This window comes from Grylomicrobium aquisgranense, from assembly GCF_033971865.1.
Classification (GTDB): domain Bacteria; phylum Bacillota_I; class Bacilli_A; order Erysipelotrichales; family Erysipelotrichaceae; genus Bulleidia; species Bulleidia massiliensis.
In genome coordinates this window covers 61,047-78,612 of the sequence record NZ_JALBUR010000005.1, presented here as the reverse complement: position 1 = coordinate 78,612, position 17,566 = coordinate 61,047, and the positions used below count along the sequence as shown (strand labels likewise).

12 protein-coding genes and 1 other annotated feature are annotated in these 17,566 nt (G+C 48.4%); all 12 genes read left to right on the top strand.

Annotated features, from left to right (window positions below; translation table 11 throughout):
• Window positions 1–19 precede the first annotated feature (19 nt).
• The 12 genes from MOZ60_RS03485 to nifJ all read left to right on the top strand — a co-directional run bounded on the left by MOZ60_RS03485 (window position 20) and on the right by nifJ (window position 17,556).
• A complete protein-coding gene (locus MOZ60_RS03485; RefSeq protein WP_370595656.1) occupies window positions 20–1,402 on the top strand; it encodes a MurL-like N-terminal domain-containing in 1,383 nt (460 codons plus the stop codon).
• A complete protein-coding gene (gene murD, locus MOZ60_RS03480; RefSeq protein ID WP_370595655.1) occupies window positions 1,377–2,687 on the top strand; it encodes a UDP-N-acetylmuramoyl-L-alanine--D-glutamate ligase in 1,311 nt (436 codons plus the stop codon). The genes MOZ60_RS03485 and murD overlap by 26 nt, the downstream gene beginning before the upstream one ends.
• Window positions 2,684–4,270, top strand: coding sequence for a single-stranded-DNA-specific exonuclease RecJ (locus MOZ60_RS03475; RefSeq protein ID WP_370595654.1), 1,587 nt, complete (start codon window positions 2,684–2,686; stop codon window positions 4,268–4,270). The genes murD and MOZ60_RS03475 overlap by 4 nt, the downstream gene beginning before the upstream one ends.
• A 175-nt stretch (window positions 4,271–4,445) precedes the next feature.
• A complete protein-coding gene (locus tag MOZ60_RS03470) occupies window positions 4,446–4,949 on the top strand; it encodes an RNA polymerase sigma factor (protein ID WP_277007876.1) in 504 nt (167 codons plus the stop codon).
• Between the two features lie 27 nt (window positions 4,950–4,976).
• The gene (locus tag MOZ60_RS03465) at window positions 4,977–5,276 is read left to right on the top strand and encodes a hypothetical protein (RefSeq protein WP_108774079.1); all 300 of its coding nucleotides are present in this window, start codon (window positions 4,977–4,979) and stop codon (window positions 5,274–5,276) included.
• Between the two features lie 395 nt (window positions 5,277–5,671).
• Window positions 5,672–6,199 (top strand): adenine phosphoribosyltransferase, encoded by a 528-nt coding sequence (locus MOZ60_RS03460; protein WP_370595653.1) that lies wholly within the window; start codon window positions 5,672–5,674, stop codon window positions 6,197–6,199.
• A 56-nt stretch (window positions 6,200–6,255) separates the two neighbouring features.
• Window positions 6,256–8,463, top strand: a complete 2,208-nt coding sequence (locus MOZ60_RS03455; RefSeq protein WP_277644656.1) for a RelA/SpoT family protein — start codon at window positions 6,256–6,258, stop codon at window positions 8,461–8,463.
• A gap of 24 nt (window positions 8,464–8,487) precedes the next feature.
• Window positions 8,488–8,693, top strand: a binding site (T-box leader).
• A gap of 33 nt (window positions 8,694–8,726) precedes the next feature.
• Complete coding sequence (hisS, locus tag MOZ60_RS03450; RefSeq protein WP_370595652.1) at window positions 8,727–9,998, top strand: histidine--tRNA ligase; 1,272 nt, start codon at window positions 8,727–8,729, stop codon at window positions 9,996–9,998.
• A gap of 2 nt (window positions 9,999–10,000) precedes the next feature.
• Window positions 10,001–11,764, top strand: coding sequence for an aspartate--tRNA ligase (aspS, locus tag MOZ60_RS03445; protein ID WP_370595651.1), 1,764 nt, complete (start codon window positions 10,001–10,003; stop codon window positions 11,762–11,764).
• Window positions 11,765–12,020: 256 nt separating this feature from the next.
• Window positions 12,021–13,412, top strand: coding sequence for an ROK family protein (locus MOZ60_RS03440; RefSeq protein ID WP_370595650.1), 1,392 nt, complete (start codon window positions 12,021–12,023; stop codon window positions 13,410–13,412).
• A gap of 75 nt (window positions 13,413–13,487) precedes the next feature.
• On the top strand, window positions 13,488–13,736 hold the full coding sequence (locus MOZ60_RS03435; RefSeq protein WP_108774477.1) for a YneF family protein: 249 nt from the start codon (window positions 13,488–13,490) through the stop codon (window positions 13,734–13,736).
• Between the two features lie 271 nt (window positions 13,737–14,007).
• Window positions 14,008–17,556, top strand: a complete 3,549-nt coding sequence (gene nifJ, locus MOZ60_RS03430) for a pyruvate:ferredoxin (flavodoxin) oxidoreductase (RefSeq protein WP_370595649.1) — start codon at window positions 14,008–14,010, stop codon at window positions 17,554–17,556.
• Window positions 17,557–17,566: the final 10 nt, after the last annotated feature.

The window sequence follows — 17,566 nt, the reverse complement described above, 5'->3', positions numbered from 1 at the left end:
AACGGAAAGGACATACTTCATGCAATACGAAGAACTGAGACAGAAATATACAGACTTTTACTATCACAGCTTTTCCATCGAAGAAGATGAAAAGCAACTGAGGGTGACATACGATTTTGAGATCAACAATCTATCCCATTTCCATCCAACCTTTACACTTGCAAAACCGGATGCGGAATCGATTGCTCATGATCCCCTCATCCGCGGCTGTGCATTTTCACTCGGCATGGTGGAATTGATCAGCTATTGGAAAATCTCCTGCCCGCCGCATGTGCATGTGTGCTGTGCCCTAGACGAAGATCAGGTCAGATGGTGGAAGAAACTGTACTTCAATGGCCTTGGTGAGTTCTTCTATAAAAACGGCATTCAGACAAATGAAGATGATTTCATGGATCTTGCCGGCGGTAAGGAAGTGCTGCCTGCCATCACTGCGCAAAAACAGACCACTGGCAATCTGATTGCTGTCGGCGGCGGCAAGGATTCCTTTGTAACGATGGATCTGTTAAAAGAAGAGAAAGCGCACAACCATGCCTTTGTCATCAATAGAGTCATGAGTGCCATCCACTCTGCTCAGGCAGCAGGCTATACCGGTGAAAGATTGATCAATCCGACAAGAACCCTGGATCCAGCGATGCTTGCTTTAAACAAGCAGGGCTATCTCAACGGCCATACACCGTTCTCTGCCATGGCGGCTTTCGCCGGGTACCTGACTGCGGCTGTCTGGCACAAGAAATACATTGTGCTTTCCAATGAGAGCAGTGCCAATGAGAGCACCGTTAAAGGTTCCAAAGTCAACCACCAGTATTCCAAGACATTTGAATTCGAGCAGGATTTTAATGCCTATGTAAAGAAGTATCTGCCGGCAGATATCCATTACTTCTCCATGTTAAGACCGCTGTCAGAACTGCAGATTGCCGGCATCTTTGCAACATTGAAGCCATATCATTCCGTTTTTCGTTCCTGTAATGTCGGCCAGAAAGAAGAAAAGTGGTGCGGGCACTGTGCCAAGTGTCTGTTTGTATGCATCATGATGACTGCCTTCCTGGATGAGGAAGAAGTTGTTTCCATCTTTGGCAGAAATATGCTGGCAGATCCGGAAATGAAGGAACTGTTTGAGGAGTTGACCGGCATGCAGGATAATAAGCCGTTTGAGTGTGTTGGTACCCGTGATGAGGTAAACATTGCCGTTGCCATGGGCATCCGCAGATACAGCAGAAACGGAAAACAGCTGCCGGCATTATATGACTTCTATACAAAGACACCGTACTATCATTTCTATCAGAGCAGAAGTGTTGACTGGCACAGCTATAACGAGCAGAATTTACTGCCAGAGCATTTTGCCGCAATTGTGAAAACAAAACTGAAGGAGATGTCAGATGAGTCTGGAAAACTGGAAGACTGAATTTGAAAATAAGAAGATCGTGATCTGGGGTTTTGGCATGGAAGGCCGCTCTACGCTTGCTTTCATCCGTCGTTTACTGCCGGATCAGGATATTGTCATTGCCGAAAGCAGAAAAGCAGATCTGAAAAAGATCATGGCAGAAAACCCGCATGTCAAAGCCGTCTATGATGATGAGACAGACTTTACAAAGTTTGATCTTGTCATGAAGTCACCCGGAATCGTTGCCCCCAAATCGATTCCTTCTGACAACTTCACCGGCCAGACAGAACTGTTTTTAAAGCATTACCGCAGTCAGGTGATCGGCATTACCGGCACCAAAGGCAAAAGTACAACAACATCACTGCTGTATGCCTTACTCAAAGAGAAGAGGGCAGTCAACCTGGTCGGCAATATCGGCATTCCGGCTTTTTCTGCCATTGACCACATGGAACAGGGAGAACTGGCTGCCTATGAGCTCAGCTGTCATCAGCTGGAATACTGCCGCCAGTCACCGCATATGGCTGCTTTCCTCAACCTGTATGAAGAGCATCTGGATCACTATGGCACTTTTGAAGCCTATGGTGCTGCCAAAGCCAATATTTTCCGCCATCAGAAACCAGGCGATATCATCGTCATGGATGAGAATCTGACTGCTTTTATCAAAGAAAGCATCAATACATCGGTACTGATTGGCAAAGATATCAATGCAAAGGGACATACACTGATCATCCCCGGCCATACACTGACAATTGAAAAATGTGCCCTGATCGGAGAACACAATTACCGCAATCTTGCTGTGGCATGGTATCTGGCAAGACAGTATGGCGTTACAGATGAAATGGTGCAGGATGCCATGGCAAAGTTTCAGCCGCTGCATCACCGCCTGGAAGATCTGGGCGAGTTTGATGGCATCCGCTATGTCAACGACTCGATCAGCACGATCGGACCTGCGGCTATTCAGGCATTGAAGGCACTGCAGAATGTGGATACGGTATTAATCGGCGGAAATGACCGCGGCATTGAATATGATGAGCTGGAAGACTACCTCCATGAGCGCACTGATGTCAAAGTGATTTTCATGTACGCAACCGGTAAACGTGTTCATAAGGAAATGAAAGAAAAAGGACTGAACCGTGAGGGACTGTATGATACCGAAGATCTGGCACAGGCAGTTGCCCTGGCAAAGAAGCTGACCCGGCCGCATCATATCTGCCTGCTTTCTCCGGCAGCTTCGTCCTATGATCATTTCCGCAATTTTGAAGAAAGGGGAGACGTCTTTGCAAAACTGGCGTCGGGCAGAGAATGAACTGCCGGCTTGTTGCAGTAGATGGCTCAGCCTATGCCAGTGCCTATGGCTTAGGCCCGCTTGCGGCAAAGCTTTGTGCCCACAGCCAGCTGGATGATGCCCAGATGAAGGATCTGCTTGGAGATGATGCACTTACAACATCAAAGGCAGAATGTGTCAAAGCCGCATGTGACCGCCTGCTGAAAGCAAAAGACCAGAATGAAAAGGTATTTGTCGGTGGTGATTATGATGCCGACGGCATCTGTGCCACCACGATCATGAAAAAGACACTGGATCTTCTTGGCATCACCAACGGCTACTACATCCCAGACCGTCTCAAGGAAGGCTATGGCCTGTCTGCCCATACCGTGCAGCTTGCTAAGCAAAAGGGCTATTCCCTGATTATCACAGTTGATAATGGTGTCAAGGCACATGAAGCCATCCAGGCAGCCCATGATCTTGGCATGGAGATCATTATCACCGATCATCATACGATTGCTGAAGAGGTTGGGGCGGATATCCTTGTCCATCCAACCCTGATGGAAGAGCAGTACAGGACGCTGTCCGGAGCAGGCGTAGCCCTGGAAATTTCCCGCAATTTGATTGGCAATGATGAAAGACTGACAAGCATTGCCTGTGTCGCTGCGATTGGTGACGTGATGCCCTTATGGCATGAGACAAGACGCATCGTCAAGCGTGGAATTCACAATCTGTCCCAAGGCATTCCAGCCTCTGTCTGTGCTTTGTTCAATGGCAGGGGCAGGGTGGATGAAACCGCCATTGCGTTTCAGATTGTACCTAAGCTCAATGCCGTCGGCCGTATGAATGATGATTCCAATGTCAATACGGTAGTGCCGTTTCTGCTCAGTGAAAACAGGGCAGTGATTGCGGACTATGCCAGACAGCTCAATGATGTCAACCGGGCCAGACAGAACATCTCGGCTAGAATGCTGACAAAGGCAAAGACGATCCTGCAGGATGATGATTTCCTGCTGGTCTATGATCCCACCTTTGAAACAGGAATCAGCGGCCTTGTTGCAGGAAGGCTGGCTCATGAATACCATAAGCCGGCCCTGGTCATGGCAGACCATAACGATCTGATCACGGGCAGTGCCCGCAGCGTGGAAGGCTTCAATATCTACGATTTCTTTTCTCAGTTTGACTGCCTGAAAGCTTTTGGCGGCCATCCGATGGCAGCCGGTCTTTCCATTGCAAAGGAAGACTATGATGCCTTCTGCCATCAGCTGAAAGATCATATGGCAGCCTCTCACTTTGTCTATCATGAGCCAATCCAGGATGCCATCATTGTCAACAGTCAGGATATCGAGATTTCTGCCATTCAGGACCAGGAACGGCTGTTCCCATGGCCAAAGCAGCTCAAGGATCCACTGTTTGCCATCCGAAACCCGCAGGTTGTCAATGTCATGCACAGACCCAAGGTTGTCCGCTACCATCTTGCCAATCAGATGGAAGGTTATGATGCCATCTCATTTGATATGAATAAAGAGTATCCGGATGCACCGCAGCTGCTGATCGGCACAATCGGACTCAATGAATTCCGCTCTCACATCAGTGCGCAGATGATGCTGCAGGAGATTAAGTAATCGTCCCTGCAGCGCCGAAAGCAGTTATTGTGTTTGCGTCTTGGCTTTGCAACAAGTTTTATGATCAAGGTAAGGTTTTCTTCAATGCCTTATCTTTTTTCTTTTTTGGATCAATTCCCGCGACGATCCGTGCTCCTGTATCGTATTATTATTGAAGAATTCTTCGGGTAAAACAATGAGAGAAAAATTGGAAATGCTGGCTTCGAAATACCATAAAGATCTATTCCGTGCCGCTTTTGGTATCACACACCATATCAGTGATGCTGAGGATGCAGTACAGAATACGTATATCAAGTACCTGGAAGATCAGACGGATTTTCAAAATGAGAGACATTTGAAAGCATGGCTGTTAAGAACCGTGATGAATCAGGCAAAAGACATGGTGAAAACATTCTGGCACCGGAATCGTGTGTCTCTGGAAGATTACATGCAGTATTTTGAATTTTCAAGCAAAGAGGAATGCAATCTGGCCGAAGAGGTCCTGACGCTGCCTTCCCGATATCGTATTGCCATTTCTCTGTATTATTATGAGGATTTCAGTGTCGCGGAAATTGCGAATGCTCTGCATTTGTCAGAAAGCGCTGTGAAAAGTCGTTTATCCAGAGGAAGAGGATTATTGAAGAAAAAGCTCGATATCAGAAACCGTTCCCAAAGCAGGAAACGTTCCGAATATACATGAAAAACACAAGAAAAAAAGGAGATGAAGATGAAAAAAATTATTACTTGCTTTCTTGCATTGACGATGCTGGTATCGATCAGCACCACAAAGATTCAGGCAAAAGAAAATCCGCAGCAGGATAGTGCAATGACAGAAACAGAAAATGATGGATTCGTTACTGGTGCGGTTACAGCAGCCTTGATTTTCTTTATGACATATTACCCCACGATATATCCACAAATAGCACGCTGGATCAGTACATATGGCAGCCATCTTACCTTTTCCCAAATCATCCAGACTGTTAAAAAAATGATCAGCGAAGGAAAGTTTGGGGTGTCAATGGCATAATAAACAATGAAGCTTATATTATTTACAGCAGCACTTATTCTGGACTTTTTCATGAGTGTTATTCTCTATTCAGGATATAAATTAAAATCAAAGACTGTTTTTATCCTGTTTGTTATTGTAAATGCTTCGATATTCCTTGCAATCATATTCATGATTCTTACGAAGGAAGTTTGAAATTCTGACGGTTTCAGTAGTTCGAAGCATTTGCTGTTTTGCTTGTTTGCACAATATTATTGGCGGGATACCAATATGTTCCTTAAGAGATCGGATTTTTCTTGTCTGATCTTTTTTTGTGGTGAATTTCTAAGATGAGGTGCTATGTCTGCAGATTGCATCAAAATGAACTTTATCGTGTATAATAAATCTGTGTTTTTTCAATTCGGAGGAAAGTAAATATGGCACTTAATCTGGAAGATTATATCGCTTCCATCCGTGATTTCCCAACCAAGGGAATTCTGTTCCGTGATGTGACGCCGCTTGTACAGGATGGTCAGGCATTCCATGAAGCAATTGACCGTCTGGCTGACTTTGCCCGCTCTGTTCATACGGATGTGGTTGTAGGGCCGGAGAGCAGAGGCTTCATCTTCGGTGCACCGGTTGCCTATGCACTGGGCATTGGCTTTGTACCGGTACGCAAGCCGGGCAAGCTGCCCCGTGAAACAGTCTCTGTCAAGTATGATCTGGAATATGGATCCAATGAGCTGTTCATGCACAAGGATTCCATCAAGAAGGGGCAGAGAGTTCTGATCGTGGATGATCTGCTGGCTACCGGCGGTACAGCCGTCGCTACAGCCCGCATGATCGAGCAGCTTGGCGGTGTGGTTGCCGGAGTTGCCTTTGTCATCAATCTGACTGGCATCAAGCAGGACGAAGCTCTGAAAAAGTACGATGTCTTCAGACTGATGGATCTCAGCGATCAATAATCATACGAATCGAAGAGCTTCTCTTCGATTTTTTGCAAAAAGGGGAGGTGGACGATATGGCTGAACATCAGAATGTTGGTGTTGAGGATGTCATGAACAATGCAAAGACCTACATTACCAATCCGCAGGATCTTGCTTTGATTGCGCATGCAGCAAACTATGCCACGGAACATCATGCCGGACAGTTCCGCAAATCCGGCGAGCCGTATATTATCCATCTGATTAACGTTGCCTATATTCTGACGACACTGCATGCTGGTCCTCAGACCATCGCTGCCGGCTTTCTGCACGATACGATCGAGGATACCGGTGTCACAAAGGAAGAACTTGCAAAGGAATTTGATGAAGAAATTGCCGACCTTGTGGAAGCTGTTACCAAGGTTGGCACCCTGAAATACAAGGGAAAGGATGATCCGGAATATCAGGCAAGCAATCACCGCAAGATCTTTATTGCGATGGCAAAGGACATCCGGGTAATTATTATCAAGCTGGCTGACCGCCTTCATAATATGCGTACTCTGCAGTATCAGCCGGAGGCAGCCCAGAAGCGGATTGCGGCTGAAACGCTGGATGTCTATGCCCCAATTGCCCACCGTCTTGGCATCAGTGCCATCAAGAATGAACTGGAAGATCTTTCTTTCTATTATCTGAACCGGGAAGAGTACTACCGAATTGCAAAGCTCGTTGAGGTGAAGAAGGCAGAGCGTGATCAGGCTGTCCATCATATGATTGAGGAAATCTCGGCCATGCTGAAGGAAAAGAACCTGGAATTCCGTATTTTCGGCCGTTCGAAACACCTGTACTCCATCTATAACAAGATGATTAAGAAGCACAAGCGCTTCGATGAGATTTTAGATCTGCTGGCAATCCGTATCGTGACCAAGACCGAGCTCAACTGCTATGAGATTCTTGGCTACATCCATGCAAAATACAAGCCGATTCCCGGCCGTCTGAAAGATTATATTGCGGTTCCGAAGACCAACATGTACCAGTCTCTGCACACAACCATCATTGGCGATGATGGCAAGATCTTTGAAGTGCAGATCCGCACGGAAGAGATGGATGAAGTGGCAGAGCGTGGTGTTGCGGCACACTGGCGCTATAAGGAAGGCACCAAGTACGATGCCAAGAAGGAACAGAAGGAGATTGAGGAAAAGCTCTCCTGGTTCAAGAACTTTGCGACATATTCCGAAGAGGAAAGCAATGCGGATGCCTCAGAGTACATGGCAACTCTTCAGCATGATGTCTTTGAAGCCAGTGTTTATGTCATGACGCCAAAGGGCAGGGTCATCGATCTGCCCAATGGGGCAACCCCGATTGATTTTGCTTACCGCATTCACACAGATGTCGGCCATACAGCCGTTGGTGCCATCGTCAATGATGTCATGGTGCCGCTGAATACGCCGCTGCATACCGGTGATGTTGTCCAGATCAAAACGCTCAAGGGAACTGGTCCAAGTGAGGACTGGCTGAAGTTTGTCAAAACCAATCAGGCGAAAAACAAGATTCGTGCCTATCTGACCCGTAAGGAGACTGAGCGCAAGCAGGAGAAGGTGCCGGATGGTGAGAAACTCCTGTCTGAAGAACTGCGCAAACGCGGTTTTGATACAAAGGAATACATGGACCGCAAGAAGATTGAGGCTATCGTCAAGAGCTTCAATGTCTCCAACTATGCGGACCTGATGTATGGCATTGCCGTTCACTCCATCAATGTGACCGATGTCTGTCAGAAGCTGACCAACCAGAAACGGCCGATGATGACGGATGAAGCCATCTCCCACATGATGAACCGGGAACCTTCCAGGGAGAAGACTTCCAGCCGCACCGGTGTCTTGATTCCAGGCATTGAGTCGATGAAGATGTCACTGGCTGGATGCTGTCAGCCGGTCTATGGCGATCCGATCATCGGCTATATCACCAAAGGTGCCGGTGTCAAAGTACATCGGGCTGACTGTCCCAACATTGCCAATCTGAAGGAACGCAAGATCGATGTCCAGTGGGCCGCAAAAGATCCCGAGCGCACCTATATCTCAGATCTGCTCATTCAGGCCTATGACCGCTCCTTCCTTTTGACAGATATTGTCACGGCTGTATCTTCCTGCAAGACGCCCATGAACTCGATTAATGCGGTGGTCAACCGGGAAACGCTGATTTCTACCGTCAAGCTGCAGATCCAGGTCCATGATCTGGATCAGCTCAATCTGGTCATTGCCAATCTGCGTAAAGTTGAATCCGTGATTTCGGTGGAAAGACATACACACTGAAGTGATTTCTGCTATAATGACCCCGTAAATTCGCTGAAAGAGAAAGAATCTGTTGTTTGGCAGACCAGAGAGGGCGGCATGGTGAAAACGCCTCTGCAGGAAAACAGAAAAGACACTCTGGAGAATTCCTTCTGAATCAAGTAGGGAGGAACGTATGCCGCGTTAAGGCAAGAGCGCAGGACAGCATTTGTCCTGAACTGAGGTGGTACCGCGCATCAAGCGTCCTTGGAACAGGACGCTTTTTATGTATCAGGAGGAGAGAAATGAAATATCAGACACCCCGCGGCACATATGACATTCTGCCGGATGAGATCGGCAAATGGCATGATGTGGAACGTGTAATCCGCGAAAAGACAGAATTGTACAGATACCGGGAGATCCGGACGCCATTCTTTGAGAGCACATCGGTGTTTTCCAGAGAGAATGACAGCTCTGACATGGTCAACAAAGAGATGTATACCTTTTCGGTCGGCGGTGATTCCTACACACTGCGTCCGGAAGGCACAGCCGGTGTGATCCGTGCCTTTGACCAGCACAAGCTGTATGGCTCCATGGAACTGCCGGCCAAGTTCTATTACATGGGCGCGATGTTCCGGCATGAACGTCCCCAGAAAAACAGACAGAGACAGTTCCACCAGTTCGGCGTTGAAAACATTGGTGTGAAATCGCCGGAGATTGATGCTGAGACGATTGCCCTTGGGTATGACATCGTTAAAGCCATGGATATCAGCTCTGTCAAAGTATGCATCAACACACTTGGCGATGATGAAAGCCGGGCTGCATACCGCAAGGCACTGAAGGAATACTTCACACCGCATCTGGATGAGCTGTGCTCTGACTGCCACCGCCGTCTGGAACAGAATCCGCTGCGGATTCTGGACTGCAAAGTGGATCATGATGCACCATTCATGAAGGATGCACCAAAGCTTTCTGACTACCTTAATGAAGAAAGCAAGGCGTATTTCCAGCGTGTATTGAAGGCACTGGACTGCCTTGGCATTCCATATGAGATCGATGAGCGCCTGGTCAGAGGCCTGGATTACTATACACATACCGTCTTTGAAGTCATGTCTACAAGACCGGATTCCGGTGCCCAGGCAACCATCTTCGGCGGCGGCCGGTATGATCACTTTGTCGAGTACTATGGCGGCCCGCAGATGAGCGGCATCGGCTTTGCGATCGGTCTGGAACGGCTGATCTCTCTGGCTGAGGAAGAAGGCCATGACTTTGGAAAAGAGCGTGGCTGTGATGTGTATGTCCTTGGTCTGGGCGATGTGCAGGATCAGGTGCTGCAGGTATTGAGCGATCTGCGCCACAGTGGTTTCAGTGCGGATGGCAGCCTGTATGGCCGCAGCCTCAAGGCACAGTTCAAGAGTGCTGACCGTGCCCAGGCAAAGTATGTTGTGATCCTTGGCGAGGATGAAGTACGCCAGGGTACGGTAAATCTGAAACGCAGTGGTGAGAAAGACCAGATTTCTGTGAAGAGGGAAGAACTTGTCAGCAGACTGCGTGACATGGAAGGAAGCGAAAGGTAAGAATGAAGAGAACATGTGGATGTGGAACCCTGCGGGCAGAAAATGCCGGCAGTGAAGTGACCCTGATCGGCTGGGTCAACAAACGCCGCAATTTTGGCTCACTGGTGTTTATTGATCTGCGTGACCGCAGCGGTCTGGCCCAGATTGTCTTTGATGAAAAGATCAGTGAAAAGATCAAGGACGTACGTAATGAGTACATTCTGCAGGTGACTGGTAAAGTACAGATGCGCCAGGAAGCCAATCCGAAGATGGCAACTGGTGAGGTGGAAGTGGCTGCCAGTGATGTCAATATCGTCAATAGTGCTGAGACACTGCCGATTGATATCAGTGATGATACCCGCACCAATGAGGATACCCGCCTGAAGTACCGCTATCTGGATCTGCGCCGTCCGGTTCTGCAGAAGAATCTGATGCTGAGGCACAAGATCTGCATGATTGCCCGCAACTATCTGGATGAAAACGGCTTCGTGGAAGTGGAAACACCAATTCTGGCCCGTTCTACACCAGAGGGTGCCCGTGACTATCTGGTGCCGTCCAGAATCTACAAGGGAAACTTCTGGGCTCTGCCGCAGTCTCCGCAGATTTTCAAGCAGCTGCTGATGATTGCCGGTATGGAGAAGTATTTCCAGATTGCCAGATGTTTCCGTGATGAGGATCTGCGTGCTGACCGTCAGCCGGAATTCACCCAGATCGATATTGAGATGTCCTTCGGTGATGAAGAGACAATCTTCAAGACGGTTGAGGAACTCATGCAGAGAATCTTCAAGGGTGTTAAGAATGTGGATCTTGAGGATCATTTCATCCGGATCCCGTGGCAGGCGTGCATGCGCCGCTTTGGTTCTGATAAACCGGATCTGCGCTTTGGCAATGAAATTGTCTGCCTCAATGACCTGTTTGCCAATACATCCTTTGGCGTCTTTGCCAATGTGCTGAAAGACGGCGGTGAGATTGATGGCATCAAGTTTGAACATGCGGCGGATCAGTACAGCCGCAAGCATCTCGATCAGCTGCAGGAATTTGTCCGCCACGGCTTTGGTGCCAAGGCACTTGCCTATCTCAAGATGGGCAGGGATGGCCTGAGCGGATCGATCGTCAAGCCGCTGTCTGACGAGGAAAAGCAGGCTTTAATCAAGAAGTTTGATCTTAAGGAAGATGACCTTGTCCTGATTGTCGCGGATAAGCCGCTGACAGCTGAGACATCATTAGGTGCACTGCGTGTGCGTCTTGCGCACGAGCTTGGCCTGATTCCAGCAGAACCGGTATACCGTTTCCTGTGGGTAACAGACTTCCCGATGTTTGAATACAGTGAAGAAGAGCATCGCTGGGTCGCAGCTCACCATCCTTTCACAGCCCCGAAGGAAGAGGATGTTGACAAACTGTTCTCTGATCCAGCACATGTTTCCAGCCGTGCGTATGATCTTGTCCTGAATGGCTATGAGCTGCTGTCCGGATCGATCCGTATCCACGATCAGGATCTGCAGGAAAAGGTCTTTGAAGCGATCGGATTGAGCATGGAAGAGGCAAGAAAGAAGTTTGGCTTCTTCCTGGATGCCTTCAAGTATGGTACGCCGCCGCACGGGGGTGTCGGTATTGGTCTGGAAAGACTGACGATGGTACTGGCAGGCACTGACAATATCCGTGATGTTGTCGCATTCCCGACAACCAACAGTTCCATGGATCTGATGAGTGAATCACCGAACCAGGTTGATCCGGCCCAGCTGGAAGTACTCGGCATTGAAGTCTCTGACAAAATCAAAGAGGGCTAAAGATTCAGAGTGTCAAGACTGCATTTGCAAAAAGACACTGCTATAATGAAGTTGGCTGGAGGAATTCGTATTTTTCCTACATTTTGATATCAGGGAGTTCTGACTGGAGAGTTCTGTGTTGAATACCCGATGCGTTCGGGGATCCTGATGGATGACCAAGGACACCCACCTCTACATAAGAGGGAACATATCACCCCTTCAGCCCGTATCGTAAATTTGCTGTCCCGTTTGGGACAGCTTTTTATATACTTTAGGTATGGAAAAAACAATTGGGGAACAATTCCGCAGCTATCTGCTGAAACAGGAGGATCCGTCCTACACGATCCGTGAAGCCAGTGATGAAGAAGGCCGCCATATCTTCTTTGAAACGCAGGAAGCCAGTGCCTCTGTGACCATGCATACAATCAATGGCACAGAGATCTGTGAACTGCGCATTGTCAGCACAAAGACAGGACGCACGCCGTTTTATCTGCATTTTGAACTCAACGATCTGTCCCATGCGATTGACCTGTTTCATGAGATGACGGCGTCTTTGAAAAAGCAGTCTGAAACAAGGGTGATTCATGTGCTGCTGTGCTGTACCAGCGGCATCACGACATCATACTTCACAGCCAGAATGAAAGATGCTGCCAGGATGATGGAACTGCCATATGCATTTGAAGCAGTATCCTATGACCATCTGTTTCAAAAGGGGACAGGCGCAGATGTGATTCTGCTGGCACCGCAGATTTCATGGCGTCTGCAGCAGGTGCAGGAAGCCTTTGGCGACAAGCCGGTGGCAGCGATTCCGGTATCTGTTTTTGCAGCATATGATGTCAATGGCATGTTCCGGCTGATTGAGGCATCACTGCCTTCCATTCATTCCGATGCGGGTGCTCTGCAGGGAAATGACGAGTGGCATGGGTTGAATCATGCACTGTGTGTCTGCGTCCTGATTGAATCCCATGCCGTAAGAATTGCCTGGCGGCTGTATGAGCAAGGCAGGCTGGCTGATTTCGGACAGACCCGCAAAGATCTGTACCGTCTGCGTGATCTTGAGGATATGCTGGATTTTGTCACGACAAGACATCCGGATATTGCCCGTGTCATGGTTGTAACGCCCGGCATCATTGATCATGGCCGTCTGACATTCCGGCAGCCTGGTATCTACAACGAAGAAGTCAGCTGCCGGTTTTCATCACGCTATCAGTGCGAAGTGCTGTTTCTCAATGATGCCAATGCCATGGCTCTTGGCTATCATTACCGCCATCCGTCCCTGCATGATTTCTGTTTCTATTTCCAGCCGATGGCAGGAAGATCAGCCGGGGTCGGCATGATTGTCCATGATCATCTGATGGCTGGGACGCACAGCATCGCAGGTGAAATGCAGTTTGTCATCAAGACTGTACTTTGCGGCAGCCAGATGGAGAGCCTGGCAAAAACCGTGAGCGGCAATCTGGAAATTGCGTCTGAAATGCTGGTGAATGTCATTGCCTGCGTGGATCCGGAGGCAGTGGTGATCGCCGCCGGCATGATCAGTGATCTGTCTGCTTTGAAACAGCAGCTGTCCACGTATATTCCGGCCCAGTATCTGCCCAGATTGATCGAAGCAGACGGGAGTCTGAACTATATGTTTGACGGCGGGCTGCTGTATCTGTCTGCACGCTGAGACAGCTTGCAAAGAAGACGTACAGCAGGTAAAATGAGCAGGTATATTGATTGCAAAAGTAAGGTGGTGTCAAATATGTCAGTATTCTGGTCAAGTTTGTTGTGGTTTCTGGCCGGCGGTATCGTCGGTGCAGCGATTTCTTTTTACTTCACGAAGAGATCGTTTGAAAAACAGCTGCGTGACAATCCTCCGATCAATGAAAAGATGATCCGGGCAATGTACATGCAGATGGGAAGAAAGCCAACCGAAGCGCAGATCAATCAGGTCATGCGGGCAATGAATGCAGCGGCTGGTCCTTCCGGAAAATCCAAGTCCAAGAAATAAGCGGCAGAAATGCCGCTTTTTTGAAGGCTTTGCCGATACTGGCGAAATAATACCAGAATTGGCAGAAAAGCATGAGAAATGCCTGTCTTATGCAGTTATTCAATGGCAATATAGCAAATGAAAATTGAATGCATTTACATGTAAGCAGACAAGCGCTTTCATTTTCTCCTTGAACTCGTATTTTTTGCAAAAATATTACCAAATATAGATTTTTGGAAAGTGGAAATGCAAAAAAGCATGGAGTATAATGACTTAGAGTTTAGGAGGATATATGAGTACAGAAAACAAAAAGGTTTTCGAAGCTATGGATGGCAATACTGCTACCGCTTACAGCGCATATGCGTTTACAGAAGTAGCTGGTATCTATCCGATTACACCATCATCTCCGATGGCGGAACACATTGACGACTGGGCTACAGCCGGCAAGAAGAACATTTTCGGAGACAAGGTAAAGGTTGTTGAAATGCAGGCTGAGGGCGGCGCCGCTGGTGCTGTTCATGGTGCTCTGCAGGCTGGTGCTCTGGCTGCAACATTTACTGCTTCGCAGGGTCTGCTGCTGATGATCCCGAACCTGTACAAGTGGAAGGGTGAAATGCTGCCGGCAGTCATTCATGTTGCTGCAAGATCTCTTGCTACACATACTCTGTCTATCTTCGGTGATCACCAGGATGTTTATGCCTGCCGTCAGACAGGTGTCGTCATGATGTGCTCTCATTCCGTTCAGGACTGCATGGATCTGGCTGGCGTTGCCCACCTGATCGCAATTGATGGTTCTGTTCCGGTGATGCACTTCTTCGATGGTTTCCGTACTTCTCATGAAATCGACAAGATCGAAGTCATGGACTATGACTTCCTGAAGAGTCTGCTGCCGAAGGACAAGCTGGAAGCATTCCGCGCTCATGCTCTGAATCCGCATGGAAATGCAGTGACAAGAGGCGGTTCTCAGAATGATGATATCTACTTCCAAGCTGCCGAAGCTCAGAATCTGCATTATGATGCTGTGGCTGATATCGCTGCCAAGTACTTCAAGGCTGTCAGTGAGCATACAGGCCGCAACTATGCACCGTTCACATATGTTGGTGCTCCGGATGCTGAGAGAGTCATCGTTGCTATGGGTTCTGTGACAGATACAATCACAGAGACAATCAATACTCTGGTCAAGAGAGGCGAGAAGGTCGGCCTGATCAAGGTTTATCTGTATCGTCCGTTCTCCCAGAAGTATCTGGAAGCTGTTCTGCCTAAGACAGTTAAGAAGATTGCTGTTCTTGACAGAGCCAAGGAAGTCGGCACACGTGAGCCGCTGTTCCTGGATGTTGAGTATGCTCTGCGCAATCACAAGGACATCAAGCTGATCGGCGGCCGTTATGGTCTGTCCTCCAAGGATACCAACCCGTCTGATATCAACGCTGTTTATGAGGAACTCAAGAAGGATGATCCGAAGGAAGAGTTCACAATCGGTATCGTCGATGATGTCACACATCTGTCCCTGGATCCGGTTGACATCCATGTTGATGCAGATTATACATCCTGCCTGTTCTATGGTCTTGGTTCTGATGGTACTGTCGGTGCTAACAAGTCTACCGTTAAGATCATTGGCAACAACACAGATCTGTATTCTCAGGCATACTTCGCATACGACTCCAAGAAGTCCGGCGGTGTTACAAGATCTCATCTGCGTTTTGGCAAGAGCCCGATTCATTCTCCGTACTACATTGATAAGGCAGACTTCATTTCCTGCTCTCTGGAATCCTATGCATTCAAGTTTGATATGGTCCGTGATCTGAAGGATGGCGGCACATTCCTGCTGAATACAACAATGGATGCCAGCGAGGTTGAAGACAGACTGCCTAACAGAATGCTGAAGGGTCTGGCTGATCATCATGCCAAGTTCTACATCATCAATGCTAACAAGCTGGCTATGGAGACTCATATGGGCCGTCATACCAACACAATCCTGCAGTCTGCATTCTTCAAGCTCAATGAGCAGATCATGCCGTTCAGCAAGTCTCTCGAGCTCATGAAGGATTCTGCCCGCAAGACATATGCAAAGAAGGGCCAGGATGTTGTTAACAACAACTGTGCAGCTATTGATAAGGGTGCTTCCGGACTGGTTGAAGTCGAGGTTAAGCCTGAGTGGAGCAATCTGCCTGTCAAGAAGCAGCTGTTTGAGCTGACTGGCGATGAGCATTTCGATACAAATGTTCAGGTCATCAACGCTCTGGGCGGCTATGATATGCCGGTATCTGAATTCACAAAGCCGGATGTCATCGATGGTTCCATCCCTGAAAATGTTGCCTTCCGTGAGAAGAGAAACATTGCAGCAATGGTTCCGGTATGGGATGCACAGAAGTGCATCGAGTGCGGTCAGTGTGCATTCTCCTGCCCGCATGCAACAATCCGTCCGTTCCTGCTGACAAAGGATGAGGCTGCCAAGGCTGCTGAAATCTCTGAGAAGTGCGGCTTCAAGTTTGATACAAAGGAGCCGAGTGCTGCTTACAAGAACGCTAAGGCTGACGGCCTGGTATACAGAATCGAAGTTTCTCCGATGAACTGCGTAGGCTGCGGCGTATGTATCAATGTCTGCCCGACCAAGGCTCTGTCTGCTGTTGACATTGTTGAGGCTGAGGGTGAAGAGCCTGTTTCTGACTACCTGTACAAGGAGACAGAATACAAGCCTCAGTATGGCAACCCGAACACTGTAACAGGTGTATCTCTGATGATGCCTTACTTCGAGGTTTCCGGTTCCTGCCCTGGCTGCGGCGAGGCTCCGTACTACAGACTCGCTTCCCAGCTGTTTGGCAAGGATATGCTGGTTGCCAATGCAACAGGCTGCTCTATGATTTACTGCTCCGCTACTCCTTCTACACCGTTCGTTGTTGATAACGATGGCAATGGTGTTGCATGGGCTAACTCCCTGTTCGAGGATAACGCTGAGTATGGCTTCGGTATGGCTGTTGCACAGTCCTACAGATCTGCCAAGATCCTGAAGATCATGGAAGACAACCTGGATAAGGTTGAACCTGCTCTGAAGGCTGACTTTGACGCTTACATGGCTGCTGGTGATGACCGTGACAAGCAGAGAGCTGTTGTTGATTCTCTGGTGAAGAATGTGGAAGCTTCTGCTAACCAGGATGTCAAGGCTCTGCTTGAGATGAAGAGAGATCTTGTTTCCAAGTCTGTCTGGATCGTCGGCGGCGATGGCTGGGCATACGATATCGGTTACGGTGGACTTGATCATGTCATGGCCAACGATCTGAATGTCAATGTCCTTGTTCTGGATACTGAGGTTTACTCCAACACTGGTGGACAGTCCTCCAAGTCTTCTCAGGCTGCATCTATTGCGAAGTTTGCAGCAGGCGGCAAGAAGATGGCTAAGAAGGATCTGGGCCAGATCATCATGGAATATGGTCATGTCTATGTTGCATCCGTTGCTATGGGTGCTAATCAGGCACAGTGCATCAAGGCCTTCAAGGAAGCTGAATCCTATAATGGACCTTCTCTGATCATTGCTTACTGCCCGTGCATTGAGCAGGGTATCAAGGGCGGCCTTGGCCATATGCCTCAGGTTGAAAAGGATGCTGTAGATTGCGGCTATGTCGCTCTGTACCGCTATGATCCTAGACTTGAAAAGCCGCTGCAGCTTGACTCCAAGGAGCCGAACTGGGATAAGTTCCATGACTTCCTGATGAGTGAGGCTCGTTACTTCAACCTGCCGAAGCTGAGAGGCCAGGAAGCTGCTGAAGCTGCTTTTGCCAAGACAAAGCATGACGCTCAGATTCGTTATGAGAAGCTGGTCAAGAAGGTTAACGATCAGAACTGATCATCAATCT